13 protein-coding genes and 2 pseudogenes are annotated in these 18027 nt (G+C 54.6%); 8 read left to right on the top strand and 7 right to left on the bottom strand.

Annotated features, from left to right (window positions below; genetic code table 11):
* Positions 1–442 precede the first annotated feature (442 nt).
* Positions 443–1211: pseudogene (locus BM400_RS17005) on the top strand (IS5 family transposase).
* Here BM400_RS17005 and BM400_RS17000 read toward each other — a convergent pair.
* On the bottom strand, positions 1208–1486 hold the full coding sequence (locus tag BM400_RS17000; RefSeq protein WP_089840987.1) for a hypothetical protein: 279 nt from the start codon (positions 1484–1486) through the stop codon (positions 1208–1210). The pseudogene BM400_RS17005 and the gene BM400_RS17000 overlap by 4 nt on opposite strands.
* Positions 1487–1613: 127 nt before the next feature.
* Positions 1614–2366, bottom strand: a complete 753-nt coding sequence (locus tag BM400_RS16995; RefSeq protein ID WP_089840985.1) for an SDR family oxidoreductase — start codon at positions 2364–2366, stop codon at positions 1614–1616.
* A 637-nt stretch (positions 2367–3003) separates the two neighbouring features.
* Here BM400_RS16995 and BM400_RS16990 point away from each other — a divergent pair.
* Complete coding sequence (locus BM400_RS16990) at positions 3004–3519, top strand: Dps family protein (RefSeq protein WP_089840983.1); 516 nt, start codon at positions 3004–3006, stop codon at positions 3517–3519.
* Positions 3520–4651: 1132 nt separating this feature from the next.
* On the opposite strand, the gene BM400_RS23020 is transcribed toward BM400_RS16990, so the two are convergent.
* Together BM400_RS23020 and BM400_RS16985 are read right to left on the bottom strand one after the other, a co-directional pair.
* Positions 4652–4714: a hypothetical protein gene (locus tag BM400_RS23020; RefSeq protein ID WP_483866654.1), complete on the bottom strand. Its 63-nt coding sequence runs from the start codon at positions 4712–4714 to the stop codon at positions 4652–4654.
* Complete coding sequence (locus tag BM400_RS16985; RefSeq protein WP_089840981.1) at positions 4714–5244, bottom strand: hypothetical protein; 531 nt, start codon at positions 5242–5244, stop codon at positions 4714–4716. The genes BM400_RS23020 and BM400_RS16985 overlap by 1 nt, the downstream gene beginning before the upstream one ends.
* A gap of 488 nt (positions 5245–5732) precedes the next feature.
* Between BM400_RS16985 and BM400_RS22610 the strand changes: the two are divergent.
* Together BM400_RS22610 and BM400_RS16975 are read left to right on the top strand one after the other, a co-directional pair.
* A pseudogene (locus BM400_RS22610) lies at positions 5733–5990 on the top strand (DUF1348 family protein); the annotation flags it as partial.
* 190 nt (positions 5991–6180) lie between these two features.
* Positions 6181–6987, top strand: a complete 807-nt coding sequence (locus tag BM400_RS16975; protein ID WP_217644117.1) for a cysteine hydrolase family protein — start codon at positions 6181–6183, stop codon at positions 6985–6987.
* 299 nt (positions 6988–7286) lie between these two features.
* Here the strand turns inward: BM400_RS16975 and BM400_RS16970 are convergent, their stop codons facing one another.
* Both BM400_RS16970 and BM400_RS16965 read right to left on the bottom strand, forming a co-directional pair.
* Positions 7287–7910 (bottom strand): response regulator, encoded by a 624-nt coding sequence (locus tag BM400_RS16970; RefSeq protein WP_089840976.1) that lies wholly within the window; start codon positions 7908–7910, stop codon positions 7287–7289.
* Positions 7907–11053, bottom strand: coding sequence for a sensor histidine kinase (locus BM400_RS16965; protein WP_175529089.1), 3147 nt, complete (start codon positions 11051–11053; stop codon positions 7907–7909). The genes BM400_RS16970 and BM400_RS16965 overlap by 4 nt, the downstream gene beginning before the upstream one ends.
* Positions 11054–11717: 664 nt before the next feature.
* Here BM400_RS16965 and BM400_RS16955 point away from each other — a divergent pair.
* The 4 genes from BM400_RS16955 (at position 11718) to BM400_RS22160 (ending at position 14988) form a co-directional block, all read left to right on the top strand.
* The gene (locus BM400_RS16955; protein ID WP_089840969.1) at positions 11718–12515 is read left to right on the top strand and encodes a response regulator transcription factor; all 798 of its coding nucleotides are present in this window, start codon (positions 11718–11720) and stop codon (positions 12513–12515) included.
* Between the two features lie 20 nt (positions 12516–12535).
* Complete coding sequence (locus tag BM400_RS21780) at positions 12536–13363, top strand: hypothetical protein (RefSeq protein ID WP_141223985.1); 828 nt, start codon at positions 12536–12538, stop codon at positions 13361–13363.
* Positions 13364–13786: 423 nt separating this feature from the next.
* On the top strand, positions 13787–14227 hold the full coding sequence (locus BM400_RS21775; protein WP_141223984.1) for a hypothetical protein: 441 nt from the start codon (positions 13787–13789) through the stop codon (positions 14225–14227).
* Positions 14228–14691: 464 nt separating this feature from the next.
* Positions 14692–14988, top strand: coding sequence for a hypothetical protein (locus tag BM400_RS22160; protein ID WP_175529088.1), 297 nt, complete (start codon positions 14692–14694; stop codon positions 14986–14988).
* Positions 14989–15333: 345 nt separating this feature from the next.
* On the opposite strand, the gene BM400_RS16930 is transcribed toward BM400_RS22160, so the two are convergent.
* Positions 15334–18027, bottom strand: a complete 2694-nt coding sequence (locus tag BM400_RS16930) for an ABC transporter permease (RefSeq protein ID WP_089840961.1) — start codon at positions 18025–18027, stop codon at positions 15334–15336.

Below are 18027 nucleotides of genomic sequence, written 5' to 3'. Positions count from 1 at the left end.
TGTTCAACATCCTATATTTGTTGACCTTCGAATAAACGATTTCCGCCGTCGAAAATAGATCTTGCATGGCGCTGTGCCCGCGTGGATACAACTTCGTGGACCGAGTGTTCAGGCTATAAGCTGTCTCTTGCGGTTCCAAGGCGTGAAGTCGTCTGTCTTGAGTGCTGAGTATCTACAACCAAGCGTCATCCAGCTCTTGGTTAAGGCTATTGCACAAGAACATCAGTCACAATTGTGCGTTCATATTAAGATGTTCATGTGAGGCATTTATCTTCTCCATGTGCCCGCCTTGAGAGAAATGACAACGCGTATAACACTAAGGGGTGTTATGGACTGTGCACCTGAGTAGAGTCTTTGCCACTTTTTGTTTTCTCGTCAGCATTGAAGGATGGTCAAGGCTCGCAAGTTGTATCCGTCGGATGTGACGTAGGAAGAGTGGTGGTTGGTGTTGCCGTATCTGTTCCTGTGCCGGGAGGATGTCGTTCAGCAGGAACAGGAACTGCGGGATGTGTTCGATGCGGCCCGGGACGTGTCACGCAGCGATTGTTCGTGGCGGATGATTCCGGGGGATCTGCCGCCGCGGGCTGCGGTGTATCAGCAGTTTCGTCGTTGGCCGGACGCAGGTGCTTCCGAGGCGCTGGTGTCGGATGTCCAGTCGATTGCACGCGACTGGGCGGAGCGCGAGGGCCAGCCGAGCGCGACCTGCAGCGACAGCCGCACGCTTCAGTCCGCACCGGAAAGCTTGCGCGCGCGGCTATGACGGGGCCAAGGGGAGAGGGCATCCAAGGTCCACATCGCGGTCGATACGTTGGGACACATGCTGGCCTTGACGGCGACGGGAGGCGATCAAGACGATCGTGAGCAGGTTGCGGCACTGGCCGAACAAGTGCAGCAGGTGATCGGAGGCACGGTTGAGTTGGCTATGTCGGCCAGTGCTACACCGGCCCCAAGGTCGCCAACGCCTCACAACAACACGGCATAGGGCTCGAAGTGGTCAAGCACCGAGGGCAAAACGAGGCTTCGTGCTCCTGCCGCGCGGATGGGCCGTGGAATGCCCCTTCGCTTGGGCAGCACCCTTCTGAGGACTTGCCAGAGACTACGAACGACCTCCACAAACCATCAAAGGAATACACTCCATCGCTTTCGCTATCCTGATGACCAGCAGATTCATCACACTTGCAACTTCATATCACCCTCTAAGCTGCGATTAATCAATATTTCTTACAACGTCAGCAAATCCGTAGCCCATTCCCTGTGTGGAACACTCAAAAATGGCTTCGACTGCAACCACGTACCGTTCTGATTTGGTCAGGTACGCTTTGCGATAGGGCTTGGGGCTCTGCACACAAATGAAGTCTTCGCGGGAACCCCTCCATATCTCGAAAAAAATCGGTTCATTGGGGCGTTCCGTCGTCTCCTGAAGGATGGCGGTAATGAACTCCGGCTCTTGAACGCAAAGGTCTAGAACCGTCTTCGATTCGGGCATATCGCATCGTGAGTGCTTGGCTTGAGGGTGTATTTCAGGTTGAGCGTAGTTTCCTGCTTCACTGCTTGTTCAAATCGCTTTAAAACGGAAGAGAGGCCGCCATCGAAGGCGGCCTCCACGAAGTGATCTAAACAGCGACTGCGCCACCGTCCACGAAGAGTTCAACACCGGCGATATAGCTGGCGTCGGCGGAGGCGAGGAATACGGCCGCCTTGGCAATCTCCTCCGGCTCTCCAACTCGACCGAGCGGTACACCCGAAGCTAAATGAGCATACAAAGCCTTCCTTTGCTCCTCGTTCGCCGCCAGCCCCCTCAGCCCTGGGGTATCGATGGGGCCCGGGCTGACAACGTTGACGCGGATCTTTCGATCCTTGAGATCGTTCGTCCAACCACGAGCAAACGATCGAACAGCAGCTTTAGTCGCTGAATAGACGCTGAAGTTTGGATCGCCCTTGACGGAAACCATCGAACCGTTCAAAACGATCGCACCGCCTTCGGGAATCAGTGGCAGCGCCTTCTGCACGGTGAAGAGAAGTCCTTTCACGTTCGTGTTGAACGTTTGGTCAAATTGCTCCTCTGTGATCTGCCCTATGGAAGCGAAGCTGCCACCACCAGCGTTTACAAACAACACGTCCAGTTGGCCCTTCTCCTGCTTGATTTGTGAGTACAGAGAATCGAGATCCGAAAGGTTCGAAGCGTCGGCACGAACGGCCTTCGCATGGTCGCCCAAAACGGCTGCGGCTGAGTCCAATTCTGCCTGACGCCGTCCGGTTATGTAAACGAACGCGCCTTCAATGATGAACTGCTTCGCTGTTGCCAGTCCGATGCCTGAGCTGCCGCCCGTTACAAGTGCTGTCTTGCCGTCCAGTTTTCCTGCCATTGTGTCTTCCTTTTCAGTGTGTCCAGATGTATGGCCTCATTGTTGTTTTGAGGATTCACTCGACAAGGTTGTTGGCGAGCCGCAAGTTTCATACATCGCCAAGGATGACACAGGCGCAACACCGCAGATATCACGGCTTTCTATTAACACCTCTGGCATGACTCTTGCAAAGGCCGGCTTGGTTGCCCTTTACCCATTTTCCACCTGTGGACAGGCGGTCTGAGCCGAGCAAGCGATCTCGATTCAGCTTATGTAGAGAGCATGGTGCAAATCGATGCAAATTTAACTCGCGCTTAGGGCTAAGCCCTATAGTCACAGTCGCCCTGCAGGAAGTGAGTGATCATCCCACACTCAGCGTGCATCCTTACAAGACAATTTGATGAAGCCACGGCTAAATGGCTCATGAACTAGTGCAGGATGAACAGCGATTAGTGAATGTCTCAGCACAGGTCCCAATGGGAGTAGTGGCGGCATCGTCGGTACGTGTGGTTCGTTGCAAGCGGCGTTCACTAATGGAAATACGTGATTGTCAACCTTCATCTTTATACGTACTTCTTATACAGAGACGTCACAAGGCGTGCATGCGCCGACCACTTAAGCGTATCGGTGGTAACAACTGACGAACGAAGGGATATGTATGTCCGACAGACACGAACTCACGCGAAAACAGCAAGCGCCGCTCCTCAACCGGTCGGATATCGACTCGGGCTCAACCGAAGATATCAGTTACGCACTCAATACCTTGCTCGCCGATGTTTTCTGCCTGTATCTCAAGACAAAGAACTTTCATTGGCATATGAGCGGCCCCCATTTTCGCGACTACCATTTGATGTTGGACGATCACGCAGATCAGATTTCCGCTTTGACGGATGAAATTGCAGAACGCGTGCGCAAGATCGGGGGAACGACGATTCGTTCTATCGGGGATATCGCTCGGCTGCAACGTCTCCATGACAATGACGCCGACTACGTTACACCAGGTGACATGCTGAGTGAATTGCATGAGGACGAAAAAGCTCTCACGCTCAGTATGCGCGCTGTGCGTGGGTTGTGTGATGATTCGGGTGACTTTGCGACTGCGAGCTTGCTCGAGAACTGGATTGACCAATCACAGCGCCGCGGGTGGTTCCTCTTTGAGTCAACGCGTGGCTAGGAAACCACGGATCACATTGAGCGTCGATCTATATGATGCAAGACGGGCGCATACCGGGAAAGAGGACTTGTTCAATGAGATGGCTTTTCATTACGGTGTCAGCCGTGATCGTCATGGTCAGTTCTCAGCATGGAGTGACCCAACAAGTTGCTCCAATAGTTGGATCCGATTCACATCGAACAGCTGTAAGCAATCCTGTCCAAACAGCACAGATTGTGGGGATAGAGTCTCTCTTCGAGAGGTTCACTTCGATACAGGCACACCGCGCCTGCGGTGCTCCAGCAACCATTGAGGAATTGACAACACGGCAAGAGCTTCTTGAGGCCGTTCAGAAGGCCACACTGGATGTAGACGGAGTACTCGCCGAAATAGCGAATGAACAAGGTCAACTGTCAAACCTTCGAACATCTCTACAATCTCGCCGAGACACTACGGTAGCCAGATTGAATGCTGCCGCGCTGATTACCGGATCCGGTGCTGGTGCAGCCGTTAGCGCGACGCAATTCACAGGCTTTGGTGGACGAACAAACAACATTGGCGATGGCGTTGGTGTCGGCGCGGGTGCTGCGTCTACGATCCTCTCCATCATCGCTGCTCGCAAACAGAATGGTTCAAGGCAATCCGTAGGGTCGATACCAAACATGCTCGCCCCGCTCTTTGATCAGCAGCCGGTTCCTAACACGTACTATCCTTCGGCTGTCCTACGCTATCTCCAGGCAATACCAGCGAATGAAGATGCTGCTCGGGGCACTCGTTTGGACCAACTGAAAGCAATGTGGGTTGAATCCGGTCGCCTAGATCGCTCCGGTCCCAAGCGCCAGACAGATATAGCGGCGCTAACGACGAGTTCCAACGCGACGGTTAAGGTTTCAATACAAGATCTATCGACAAGGATTGCTATGCTCCTAGATGTTTCTGGGCGTGTCTCGCTTATGAAGCGTGATCTTTCAGGGTTCTTGCATTTTTATATGAGCACAACATCCAAATGTTCCCAGGAATGAACGTCATGGCTCGCCCTGGACTGTTTGCTCGGGCGAATGGAGATGGGCGTCGCTCTAGATAATTTAAAAGAAGAATATGTCGTGAGTGCGATCACTGTCTCGCCGAGGCCTTGCGCGCTTAAGTCGGCGAACTATTCGGCAGGCGTCTTAGGCGGTTTCTTTAGGCTGGCACGATGGTGCCTCACTGCCTCGATTACGAGGTCCGGATAGGTCTCCAGCAGTGCCAGAACGAAATCATCAGGACGTTGCGCTGCGATACTGTTGCGAGAGTTCGACTCGGAAAGTCTCCGATATTGAGCGTGACGATCACGCTTGCGTCACACCGAATCGCGGCAGCGAGGACGTGACGATCATCCTGATCCGGCAGCTCAATTGAGGCGATTAGATGCTCGTACCCAGTCACCAGCGCCTCCGGCAGAGCCTTGTCGCATGTGCCCTTATCAGCGACTAAGGATCTTATACGGAGATGGTTCACGCTAGACATGCGTGATATTCGTTCCGTTGGGTTGATCGAGGAGATGTCCAGGCTATTCACAAGGGCAATCCAATCCTCTGTCGCGCCTATCGCCATCATTTCTTTATAGAGCGTGGTGACCGCCCTGATTAATGCACCGAGTTCCTTTCCAGCAGAGTTGGTCAGTCGATAACAATCGTCATGGAACATCGTGGACGGGTCGATGTCATCGGCCTGCAGATCACGTTCCAGTTCAAGTGTTGAGAACACATCTCCTCCTCCTGATCCAGACCGAGCGAAGTGACTAAACCCTCGACATGGGAAATCCTCTTTGTCCGATGTCAAGACAGATGTTAGCGTGGCTACGTGAGTGTGGCTATCATGCTTTTGCATAAGGGCATCGGTGCATGTGCGGAGCGCCAATCATGTAATGAAAGACATAACATGCAGACATATTCTTCATTGCTACCTTGCTGATTGAGGCAAGGTCTCAACGCATGGACGGAGCCTTCCACTACATGTCCACAAGCGACAATATCAGCAGCGAAGAGGAGCGCCACAATGGATTCACGACCACCGTTCATAGGGAAGTGGGGTTCAAAAGTACGCGCTGCCGAGAATGGATGAAACACAAGAGGGCCGGCTCAGAGTCTCTCATGTACTCAATAGATTCCAGGTGCCATAACCGCGCCGACATCGTGATTGGCAGGGAGGAGATCGTCGCTTTGCTGTCGGGGAATCGGTAGCGAGAGCACGACTATCACCTCATCGAAGAACCTCTGGCATTCACCGAAAATCACATTGTGGTAGGGCGCTCCTATGAGTACCACGACGAAGCCGGCAACTGATTCCGGGCCTACGGAAGCGAGAATCGGGGGTTCGACGAACGCGGTCTGACGGATGCGCGGCACGCAAGCGTCAATGAGCTGTCAATCAAGAAAGCGGATCATAAATTCCGCTGGCTTCTAGGTAAGAGGTCCGACGGACATCCAGGCCTGACCGATCTGGGTATCTAGTCTCGAACCGTATACATAGGGATTTCCTGTGCTCAGTTGCGATGTCTCCGATCAAGACTGCAGAACGTCAGTAATGGAACAACATGATATCCGGCGATGGTCTCGGAAAGCTAGGATCGTCTTGTCAATGCGGTAATCATCACGAGAAACCCATGCTGTAGACAAATCGAAGCAAAAAGGGAGCGACACGATGACTGAGGAATTATCGAATACATCACGCCGCCGCTTTCTCACCGTCGCGGGTGCGTCCACTGCTGCAACTCTGATACCCACGCGCCAGATCGCCGGAAAGGATTTTTTTGTCGAAACGGATGTTGCGTCTACTCTCCCCGAAAAGACTCCGATGAGCCTGCGCCATCACGATACGGCACTGGTCTTTATCGACCCGCAGAATGACGTTTTGAGTGAGTCGGGAAAGGCGTGGGGAGTTGTCCGCGAGAGTCTTAAGGAGAACAATACGATTCGAAACATGGAGCGCCTTTTCAAGGCGGCGAAGGCCCACGGCTATGAGGTTTTCATCTCCCCTCACTACTTCTTTCCCGAAGACAAGGGTTGGGAGTTCAATGGACCGCTGGAAGCGGATGAAGTCAAGACTGATCTCTTCGCCCGGAAAGGACGGTTGACACTCGATGGTCTGAAGGGTTCCGGCGCAGACTGGTTGGAGCGTTTCAAACCCTATATCGAAGATGGCAAGACCATCGTCGTTTCGCCCCACCGCGTATGGGGCCCGCAGACAAATGACCTCATTCTTCAACTGCGCAAGAGACGCATCAGCAGAATCATTCTCGGCGGGATGCTGGCAAACATGTGTGTCGAGTCCCACCTGCGTGAACTTGTGGAACAAGGCTTTGAAGTGGCAGTGGTAAAGGACGCAACCGCCGGTCCGCGTCATCCTCAATGGGGGGATGGATATCAGGCAGCGATGATTAACTACGCATTCATTGCGCACGCCGTCCTGACGACGGATGAGACCGTCAAGGCGATGGAACGCTTATAACTGTCTGAGAGATCCTACGGGCGCCTGGAGCAGTTCTCTAGCTTCACAAACGAAGAGGATGGAATGCCGGGGTCCGACTACGCTCGTATCAAGTCGGTTGGAACGGTTGGTATCGAAAGTCCTTCCACACTTGCTTTTGTGTGGGATATCGACCACTCGGCCACACTCATCTGTGTTCGGTACAACTGGCTCGGTGCTCTCTGAATCGTCCTGATTGTATTGCTATCCGTCCTGATTGCCTCGGATATACGTTCAGTCTAGGCGTGATCCGAAGGCGTTTTCCCTTGTGCTTCGCGTGGCTAGCAATCAAGAAACCCACGCTTCATTGCGATTGTGACAGCGTGCGTTCGATCGTTCGCGCCGAGTTTCGAGAGAATACTCTTCATGTGTCCCTTCACGGTGGCTTCGGACACGTTCAGTTGGGACGCAATGATCTTGTTGGAATTGCCTGTCGCCACACGCCTTAAGACATCCACTTCTCTATCACTGAGCGCATCATCAGTGACGTGGTCGGCGAGTTCTGCCGCGATTTCAGGCGGAATACGTCGTCTGCCGGAATGGACGATCCGGATCGTGTCGAGCAGTTCCTTCCGCATCATGCTCTTGAGAAGATAGCCTGCAGCACCCGCTTTCAATGCACGTAAGGCTTGAACATCTCCCTGATACGTCGTCAGAACAATGAAACGGGCGTTTGAAAATTCCCTTCTGATTGTCAACATTGCATCAATACCGTTCATACCGGGCATCTGCAGATCCATGAGGGTTACATCGGGACAATGGATCCGGAAATAGTCGACGGCCTCCTGGCCACTGGTCGCTTCGGCCACCAACTCGAAATCATCCTCACCTTCCAGTACCGCTGCTATCCCCTCACGCAATAAAGGGTGATCGTCTACGGTCAAGACTCTGATCTTTTTCGTCATGATCGGCTCCTTTGAAATCGAATGAACATGTCGTAGAGACGTTGCCGCAGGGACCGTCTCTTGTCGTGGGGATAAGCGACCGTAGATGGAATTGTGAGCTCGATTTCGGTGCCAGAACCAGCCTGACTCCAAATATCAAGTCTGGCGGCAATCTTCTGCGCTCTTTCGCGCATCCCGGATAGTCCCCAGTGGCCCTTACGCCCTTTGGTCAAAATGTCAGCGTCGATGCCTATACCGTCGTCCCGAACTCGTATGGAGACTCGTGATACCAGATATGTCACTTCGACCTCCACGTTCCGCCCTTGAGAGTGCTGGAAAGCATTGACTAGGGCCTCCCGTGCGATCCGGTACGATTCATTGAACACCACAGTTGCCATAGCCTTCGGTTCCCCCACGATCATGAGGCTAAAACTGGCGGTATGATTCTGAGCCAATTCTTCTCCACACTGTCGCAAAGCCTCACACATCTCTGTCGCGGATGTCCCTTCCTCCCTCAAGTCCCTGACGCTTTGTCGTCCTTCGAGAAGGACCTCGTCGGCTCTATCTAGCACCTGCTCCATGGTCTGCCGAGCAACTGCTTCAATCGGCAGCATCTTCACCACGGCTTGGAAGCGGAGCATCAAGCCTTGGAATCCCTGCAGAAGAGTGTCATGAAGTTCCCGAGCAATTCGTTCTCGCTCTTCCATGCGCGCGTTCAGCCGTTCCTGAAGTTGATAGGTGGCTTGCTTGAGACGCATTAGATATAACGCCCACAAGATCGCTCCAGATGCTGCTACACACATCAATGCGAACCACCGTGTCTGATAGTAAGCAGGAGCGATCGTGAAGCCAATCGTATCGCCAACGCTGTTCCATAGGCCATCATCATTGCAGGCGATGACATGAAACCGGTAAGTACCTGGCCGCAGATTGGTGAAGAAAGCCTGGCGCCGAGTCCCCACATTTTGCCATTCGTTCTCCAGCCCATCAAGTTTGTAACGAAACTGCACCCGCTGAGGAATGGCGAAGCTGAGCGCCGTGTAGTTGATTTGCAGTTCGCGCGTCAAAGCTGGCAATGCTAAGTTGTTTTGGAGAGGGTATTCCCTCGTATCCGCGACGATCTCCTCGATATGCACGGGCGGCAATATGTTGTTTGCTGGGAGATGGAGGGGATCAATTTGTTGCAGCACAGAACCATTGGCGAACCATAGTTTCCCGTCAGGTGACATCGATGTTTGCGGCTGATAGGACGGTGGCGCGGGTTGAGCCCCATCAAGGACATTGAAGATACGATACTTAAGCTTCGCCTTCGGATCCTGCCACCAGCGAGCCAATTCACTATCTGAAATCGACAAGAGTCCGCATGACGCATAGAGCCAAAGTGTTTTTTGACTGTCAAAGATAAGAGAATATACCCGGTTGCACGGGAGATCGTTATCCGCATTGAGATCTTGAGCGCGCCCCCGTTTCCAGCCAAGCACTCCGGAGGAGGTCGCACCTAAAATTCCCCCATCAGCAGCTGTTGCGAATTGGACAACGTGCCAAGTGGCTTTGATCCGGTGCAGAGGTATCACCTTCCATTGACGCGCCTGATACTCCGCAAGGTCACCGCTCTCAAGGCCCACAAGTAGTTCCCCATCGGGTTCGGGGGCGAATGCTCTTTGGCGCATTCCATCTGGGGCTTCCACCTCTTCTATGACTTTGCCATTGACGATGTGGAGAAGTCTATGTGGAAGTTTTACTGATCTTGCCCATACCGTTCCGTTCAGCCCATTGGCAAGCTTTTCGACTGCCCCTACTGGGCCACCGTTGGTGTCCGTGATCTGTTGAAATTTACCTTCTTCACGCACGAAGAGTTTGTCATCGACCCCAATCCAAAGCTTCCCAAACCGGTCTTCGAGGAGTGAGGTGACGTCGCGTCCTGGAAGTCCATCACGTGGGCCCATCGACGTGACTGTCCTTCCTCGAATGGACTCAAGTGTCCCATCTGACATCCAGATCGTACCGTCACCCGACGCGAGAACCGCATCTACCTGATCTGCCCTCAACCCTTCAGCCTTTGAATAAGTAACAACTTTAAAGTCTCGAAATTTATCGATCCCCTTGGAGGTGGCAATCCAAATATTTCCCTCCTGATCTTCGAAAAGACTATGCACGGTGTCGCTCGATAGACCATCCGATGAACCAAAATGATCGAGGGAAGCACCGTTAAGTCTGTATATCCCTTTATCTTTCGTGCCGATCCAAAGAGAATGATCCCGATCGAATAGCAGAGCAGTCACCGCGAGGCTGCTGCTGTCAAATCCAGAAATCAATATCGGGTTCCACTTACCTCCCGAGAAGCGCTGGAGACCAAGTCCTTTACCAGAAAACTCCATCCCGGCCCACACAGAGCCATCTGCATTCTTGGCAAGCGCGGTAAATCCATCCAGCTGATGGTTGGCTTTCAAGCCAGCAGGTGCGTAAATCGTAGACGATCCTCTATTCCAATGGGCGACTTCGCTTGCAGCTGCTATCCACCAATCGTCCTCATCGCCTTCAAGTAAAGGCCCCGCTAATTTATACGGGATACCCTCGACGTTACCGTAGCAGGCGATTCTTGCCCCCGCGACTCTGCAAAGAGCCCCGGCACCATCAGGCGTCTTTCGACGTGAAAACCATATGTCGCCTTTGCGACTCTCGCTAATCTGACTCACCTCGCCTATCACGTCCAGATAGTTAGTCAGGTCCCCGTCTTTGAAGTGGGCCAGATAGGCCGAGGTTCCAATCCATAGACTGCCGTCCCTTGCAGCCAGAAGCGAGCTGATATTCGGCGAGCGAAGTCTTTCTTTGGGTGATGGACGGAACGGAGTGAAGTTGACGCCATCGAATCGTAGTAGTCCTGATTGCGTACCTATCCAGATATAACCGTCCGCAGTCTGCGCAAATGCGCTGGGAGCACCGCTGAATACGCCGTCTTGGATCCTCCAAACCATATGCCCATATTGGGTGAGTCTATGGCTTGGTTCCAAGCCAACAGCGCTAGGGCCAATGCAAGCACACGCAAGTCCTGCTGCCAGCCCGCAGCACATCGCCTGTAAACGCTTTTCTCGCCTGTGAGACTCGCAGCGCATCTTAACTCCCGCAAGACCGATGTGAACAGAGAATACGCCACCTGTGGCCATTCGGAGCCTCCTAAAGGATGTTTGCGTGACCCTTCTTTCGAGATTGCTCCATATTCTCCGGATCGATACCATCCAGATGTGCAAAGACTGTTTTCCATGTTCCCCACGGGAACTGCAGGCGCTGCGCTCTTCATTCTGCGAATTTCAGTTGCCGCGACGTTGGTTGCGGGTGGAACCGCACACGGGGCTCAGATGTCGTGGTTCGGGATTCGTTTAGGATCAGCGATTCTTGCGATCTTCCTGTGTGTCGGCCTGTTTACACCCTATTGTTCTGGGATGGGCTGCCTCGTTCAGATATACGTATTACTGTTCACGGGGGGAACGGATCAGTTCCCCTTGGAGATAGCAATAGTAAACGGTGGCATCTTAGCCATCCTGGGGCCGGGGGCGTATTCCGTCGACGCCCGTATCTTTGGCCGCAAGCTTTTGAATTTTCCACGACGTAGATAGATCTGGCGTCAGCCATACTGCGGGAAGCGATGGTCGCCGACGAAAACTGCCTTCTCCGAGATGTCTTTGGACGCCGCTTCCACGCAGACTCTATCCAAAAGGAGTATCGAAATTGAGCCCGAACGGGGATTACACCTCAAGCCAGCGATGGGGATACTTGCTTCAACAGCAACTGAGCGCTGGTTTCCCTATTCGTTCGAAAGGCCGGTCTCCCATGCAAATCCTCGAACGCAACTCTGATATAAGAATCGAATCCGGCGACTATCGTAATCGTTCCCACTCTTTTGCGTTTGATTCTCGGCGCCATGAAGCGCCCTGCGACGTCATTTATCTCATCGATGAAGATCCGCAAATCAGGGTGAAGATTGCCACATACTTTGCGGCCCTTGGTACAAAGGTCGCCGCCTTCACGTCCGGCTCCGATTACCTTAACTTCGTTGGTCAGGAATCGGCCGCCTGTCTGGTCCTTAACACCCACCTGCCCGACATGAGCGGCTTTGAGTTGCAGCGCCGCCTCGCTCCGAAAGGAAATCCACCAGTTATCTTCATCAGCGACCACAAGGACATCGCATCCACCGTTAGGGCGATGAAAGACGGTGCAATCGAATTCCTCATTAAACCTGTCGATCTCGAAGCGCTGGTTGCCGCAGTCCAGGAAGCGCTTATCCACGACCGCAAGCAACGCCGCAGGCGAGCCGAGAATGCGGAACTACGAGAGCGTTTCTCTTTGTTGACTCCCCGAGAGCGCGAGGTGCTGCCCCTCGTCGTGGGAGGTCTTCTTAACAAACAGGCCGCATTTGTCCTGGGCATCTCTGAAGTCACGTTACAAATTCACCGCAGTCAGATCATGCGGAAGACCCGAGCAGAGTCACTCGCTGAGTTGGTTCGCATGACTATCAAGCTCCGAATACCTCATTGGTCCGAACAGCAGTTTCGCGACGATGTTCGGCGGAAGGTAACCTCATTCGACATGCGGAATGCTTCGGAAGCCCTTCCAGGAAATGCATTCTGAGAATTCCTTGCACAACGTTTATGGATACCTTACGGCCTCGTTTCGACGAATTGCCAGACGCGCTTTTATCGCGTCAGCAAATCCGAACCCCATTCCCCGAATGGCACGCTGAAAACGGCCTCGACTTTTACTACATCCAGGATGATGGATCTCTCTCTTATAATGGTGGCGATGATGATGATGACGGAAGTTGGTACGACCCCAGCACTTGGTTCGACGACATCGGCAATTGGTTCGGTGACCTATTTGGTGGGGGCGGAGGATACGGCCCTCCCCATGGGGGAATTCCGGGCGTTGCCGCAGCGCAAGGCGGTATACCCGGAACAACTCAGCTCAATAGCGGAAGTACCTATCTCGCGGGGCTTTCGTATAATGGCGGGTCGACAGGCGTCAGCAGCGGCGCATGGGCAGTCGCTGATGCGGGTCCTGGACTCGACCGAGATGGAATGTCATCGATTGCTATGAATTATGCATCAATGAACTTCAATATTCCGTGTGGATCGGGCATTGGTATCTGTGGCGGTGTCAGTACACCCGCCCCAAGTAATACCAAACCAAAAAATTGTTTAGGCGAAGCGTTTTCTGACGGTAGAGGTACAGCTCTCGCTCTGGATCTGGTTGGAGATGTTGCCATCGGCGTCGCGATTGCGAACCCCGCTTCTCTTACCGCCTTGGCTGTAGGGCAAGCGGCGAGCGTGTTAGCTACTGCGAATTCAATCCAACATACTGACTGGACAGGAGTTGGGGTAGGTTTGGCAAGTCAAACGGTTGGTGCGACCGGTATCGTGACTCATGGTCTAGAGGTGGGCGCATTTATTCGAGAGGGGGAGCATTTGCCAAGGGTTTAGGTCGTATAGGAATTTTTGGAGCTGTTGCTTCTACAGTGCTGGACGTTTCTTCGGCATATTCCGCCTATTCCACTTGCAGGAGCACGCCATGATAACCCTTGATCGCAGTCATTTCGACAAGCTCCCATATGCAGTACAAGCACTAGTCTTTATTGCGCTTGGATTGCCGTTGTTCGTTCCTTTTGCTATATCAGGCGATTTGTCTCGCGGAACCTTGGTGTGGGCATTTTGTACCGCACTACTCAATGCTTTATATGCTTGCGGGGAAAAGCGGATCATCAGAATAATAGGACCATCCACAGCAATACTAGTGGCGCTCCACGTCTTAATTGTGGTGGCGAACCCTCTACGTCAAGTCCATCTCTTAGGAGGTCTGTTTGTGCCGACTGCTCTGGCGGACTACTGTGTTGACTATGCTTACTTTTGGCTCACGTCAAAACCTGCAAGAATCGCGTAATCGGTTACGGAAGTCCTATCTGTGGTCTCCGGTTATGGCTTCATGCCCCAAATAACGGGCCGACTTGGAGTCAAAAGAACAAAGCTTGTCTGGACAAGATCAACAGCACGCCTGACGGTAAGTTCTACAACTTCTTCAGTCCGTTATCTATGATTCCGGGCATCGGTCCTGAATGGAAGGGCAGCATTGCGGAGGATGTTGGTGGTGGTCTAGCCAAGTTTGCCATCTTCAAAGGGATGACTGCCGCAGGTAAGAACTGGGCTGGCACCGCAATTGGAGTGATGGGTGGCGAAATTGCCAACGGCATCCATGTGGTAGCGGAAGAGGTTTTGGCTCCGGTCTCGGCGGCAGCGATGGCTGGCCAACTCACCGTGCATGCTGGGTGTGCTATCGGGGCTAATTTCTGATGACCGATATCAAACAGCCAACTCTTCAGAAGATAATCCAGGCATGTTCCCGTCTATTGCTGTGGGCTGGAGCGGCGGTCTTCTTGGTCGGGGATGCGTTCCTTTACGAGATCGAGCATGTTAGCTTCTTTGCGTCGGCGGCGATTGGCATCCTTGGAGGATTGTTAGTCATGGCGCTGGGCGCAGGGATTTCAGTCGCCAGCAACTCAAAGACGGGGGCATTGATGGCTACAACTACGGCACAAGTACAGTTCCTGTCTCGACCGTTACTATGCAGGAGTTGAAAGAGCACAAGGTCACGGTTGGTTGGGCAGAAGATGACGAGCATTTCTTGAGACTTACCGGTGAGGTGCTGGCGGCTGCTCTTCCGCAACGGTGAGACCAACAACTATGCCGATGGATGGAACGATCAAGGCCAGCCAGAGCCTCACGACAAGTGCAGCAAAGTGCGCGTCGCAGGCTCTATGAACACGACGATCTCCGACCTCTCGAAGTTTACCGCTGCCCTTGTGAGAGGTGATGGTTTGAGTGCCGCTTCCCGCGCCGAGATGACCAAGCCGCAGTTGCACCTTGCCACCTCGAACGAGTTCCCACTCTTCTCTCCCGACGCACCAGCCAGCCAGCAACGTAAAGATCTCTATGCCGGCCTGGGTGTCATCGTCTTTGACGGCCCGCAGGGACTGGCTTTTTCAAAGGCGGCCACGACGGCAAGACCGCCAACACAATGGTGTGTCTTGAGGCTACTCAGCGATGTGTCCTGATCCTTTCGAACGATGTTCGTTCGGAAGCAGGCTTCGCCGATTTGGTGGGCTTCATTCTCGGCAAGACAGGTGTGCCCTACGATTGGGAATATAGCGACCGGGCGGGGAAGTCCTAAGCTGCGATCCCCCTGGCTGGGTTCTGGCAAGGGGGATCGCCGTCTCTACCGCAAAGCTCGCATTCTAGAGAGCCTTCCCTGGGTTGTAAGGCGTGCGGGGGACGTATCTCGCAAGAGTGTGATGAAGGCTTCTACAGGAATACCAGGCCACGTTTGAACTAGGCACATGGAATGTCAGGCCTGTATACCCGTCTATCGCCTGAAATAGTATGAACGCAAAACAGTCTTTCTACTCTGCGCGTAGCGCTTCCACCGGATCGATCGCAGAGGTCCTTCGCGCCGGCAGATAGCTCGCCAAAGCAGCCGCCGCAACCAGGGCGGCGGGCACGGCGATGAATGTTGCCGGATCCAACGGGCTGATGCCGAACAGCAGCGTTCGCAGTAGGTGCATCAACGCAGCCGAAGCACCCAGTCCGACCACCGTGCCGACTGCCGTCAGCACCATCGCCGACCGGACGAACATCCACACCAGTTCGGTCTTCTTTGCGCCCAGCGCCATGCGGATGCCGATCTCGCGTGTGCGCTGCGAGACTGCATAGGAGATTACGCCATAGATTCCGAGAATGCCGAGGGCAAGCGCCATGATGCCGGCTATGCCCAACATCACCAGGGTGAACGAAGTCCGCGCCATCGATTGCCCATAGATATCCTGCATCGTGCTGATGTTAGCGACCGGCAGATTCGCATTGACGGACCATACCGCCTGCTGCATCTCGTTGATGAAGGTCTGCGTTCCAGCGCGATTGCTGCGGATGGCAAAGAAGACGTTGCGCCACGCACTCAGTTTGTCCGGGGCAGAGGCATCACCACTCAAGGAAGGCCAATAGACCGTCGCCGGAGATACCTGATCGACACCGTTTTCGCGCACATCCTGCGCCACACCCACCACCTCATACCAGGGTGAGTCCTGATACTTGTGGAAGCGCTTGCCGATCGCCTCGCGAGGCGATCCCCACAACTCCCGGGCAAGGCTTTCGGAGACGATTCCGATATGCCGGATACCGTAAATCTCGGCCCAGGTGAAGTCTCGTCCGGCCACCAACCGCGTTCCTGCGGTGTGGAAGTATCCGGGCGAGATGTAGTTGAACAGGCGCATGGGAGGACTGTCCGTACTGTCGTAGTTCTTACCTTCGATCAGGATCTGGTCCCAATCCGGCTCTGCTCCACTCAGCGGAACCGAAGCGACGAAGCCGGCGGAGGTGACGGTGGGGAGGGTGGAGAGTTTTTCCAGGATGTTGTTCTGCATTCGCAGGGCAGTGGTAGGACCACTGACGAGTGTTTTTGGGATGGTGAGTCGCATGACCTGGAGGGATGACGGGTCGGTGAAGCCCGGATCGACGTTGCGCATCGCCAGGAAGGTTCGGATCATGAGTGCGGCTCCGATCAGCAGGACGAGCGCCATCGCGACCTGCGCAGTCACCAGCAGGTTGCGGCCGCGCTGCCGTTCGCGGCTCATACTTGCCGTCCTCATGGCACCCATTAAGGTAACTCTCTGCTGCGAGGGCATGTAACGCAACACCGGTGGGATTCCGAAGAACAGCCCCGAGAGCACGGACACGACCAGGGTGAAGCCGATAGACCATCCATCGAGCGATATCTCACTCAATCGCGGGAGGTTACCCGGCCCGATCGATGTGAGCAGACGCAGGCCGCCAAAGGCCACGGCCACGCCAGCCGTTCCGCCCAGCAGGCCGAGCGTCATACTCTCCAGCAAAAGTTCTCGGGCGATGCGCCACCTGCCCGCGCCGAGTGCTGAGCGCACCGCAAGCTCCTGCTGGCGTCCATCCGCGCGCACCAGAAGCAGGTTTGCCACGTTAGTGCAGGCGATGAGCATGACCACGCCGATCGTGCCCATGACGACCCACAACACTGTTCGGATGCTGCCCACGACGGTATCCTTCAGCGGCTGCAAGGCCGGCCGGATCTTCCACGTCAGGTAGAAATGCGGGTCGGAGCCTGGGCCGTTGGTCCAGGTGTCCATCCAGACGTTCAGCAAATCCGCCACGTCCGCGTTTGCCTGGGCGAGCGAGACCCCAGGACGGAGCCGCCCGATGCCGCGATATGCGAACCCGGCCAGCTGCTGCTTGACGGGATCGAGGCCCAGCGGAATCATGAGGTCGAAGTCGTAACTCAGGATCTTGAAGCCTCTGGGCATGACCCCGGCGATGATGCGCGGCTGAGAGTTGACCTGGATGGTCCGGCCAACGACGCCGGGATCTCCACCGAAGCGGCGCTGCCAGTAGCCGTAGCTCAGCATCACGCGCCCGAGGGCGTGCGGATCCTGGTCGGCCGCAGTGAGCCATTGGCCGGTGAGAGCGGGTACGTGGAGCGTTTCAAGGACTCCGCTGGAGACGAGTGCCGTGTTGATCTGTTCGGGCTGGGCGAAGCCGGTGATGCTTGCCGACCCGGCTTCCCATACGCCGATCGATTGGAAGACGCGGTTATGCGCGGCGAAGGTGAGATACATGGAGGCTGAAAGGCGCAGCTCATTGCGGAAGTCGGTGAGCCCGGGGGCTCCCGGGGCGTCGAGATGCAGCGCGACCAACTGCTCGGGTTCGGGATAGGGGAGGGGCCGCAACAGAACGCTGTTGAGTACGCTGAAGACCGCCGTATTCGCGCCGATCCCGATGGCCAGAGTCAAGATTACGGTGATTGCGAAGCCCGGCGAGCGCTTCAGCCGCCGGAAGACGTGCTTTATGTCCGTCAGTAGCGCTTCCAGTCTTCGCCACTGCCACACCTCACGGCTTCGTTCCTGCAGGAGGGTGACATTGCCGAAGTCGAGGCGTGCGATGCGCTCAGCGGCCTCGCGTGTGATGCCTTCTTCCATCAGTTCCTCGATGCGTTCGTCGAGGTGTTCCTGGATGGAGATTGAAATGTCGCCGTACCGGCGATCTCGGGAGAACAGACGGCTGAACAGGGACAT

Origin of the sequence: Granulicella pectinivorans, assembly GCF_900114625.1 — a bacterium.
GTDB classification, from domain to species: domain Bacteria; phylum Acidobacteriota; class Terriglobia; order Terriglobales; family Acidobacteriaceae; genus Edaphobacter; species Edaphobacter pectinivorans.
The sequence above is the reverse complement of the archived record's forward strand: the minus strand, read 5'-3'. Positions and strand labels throughout refer to the sequence as shown.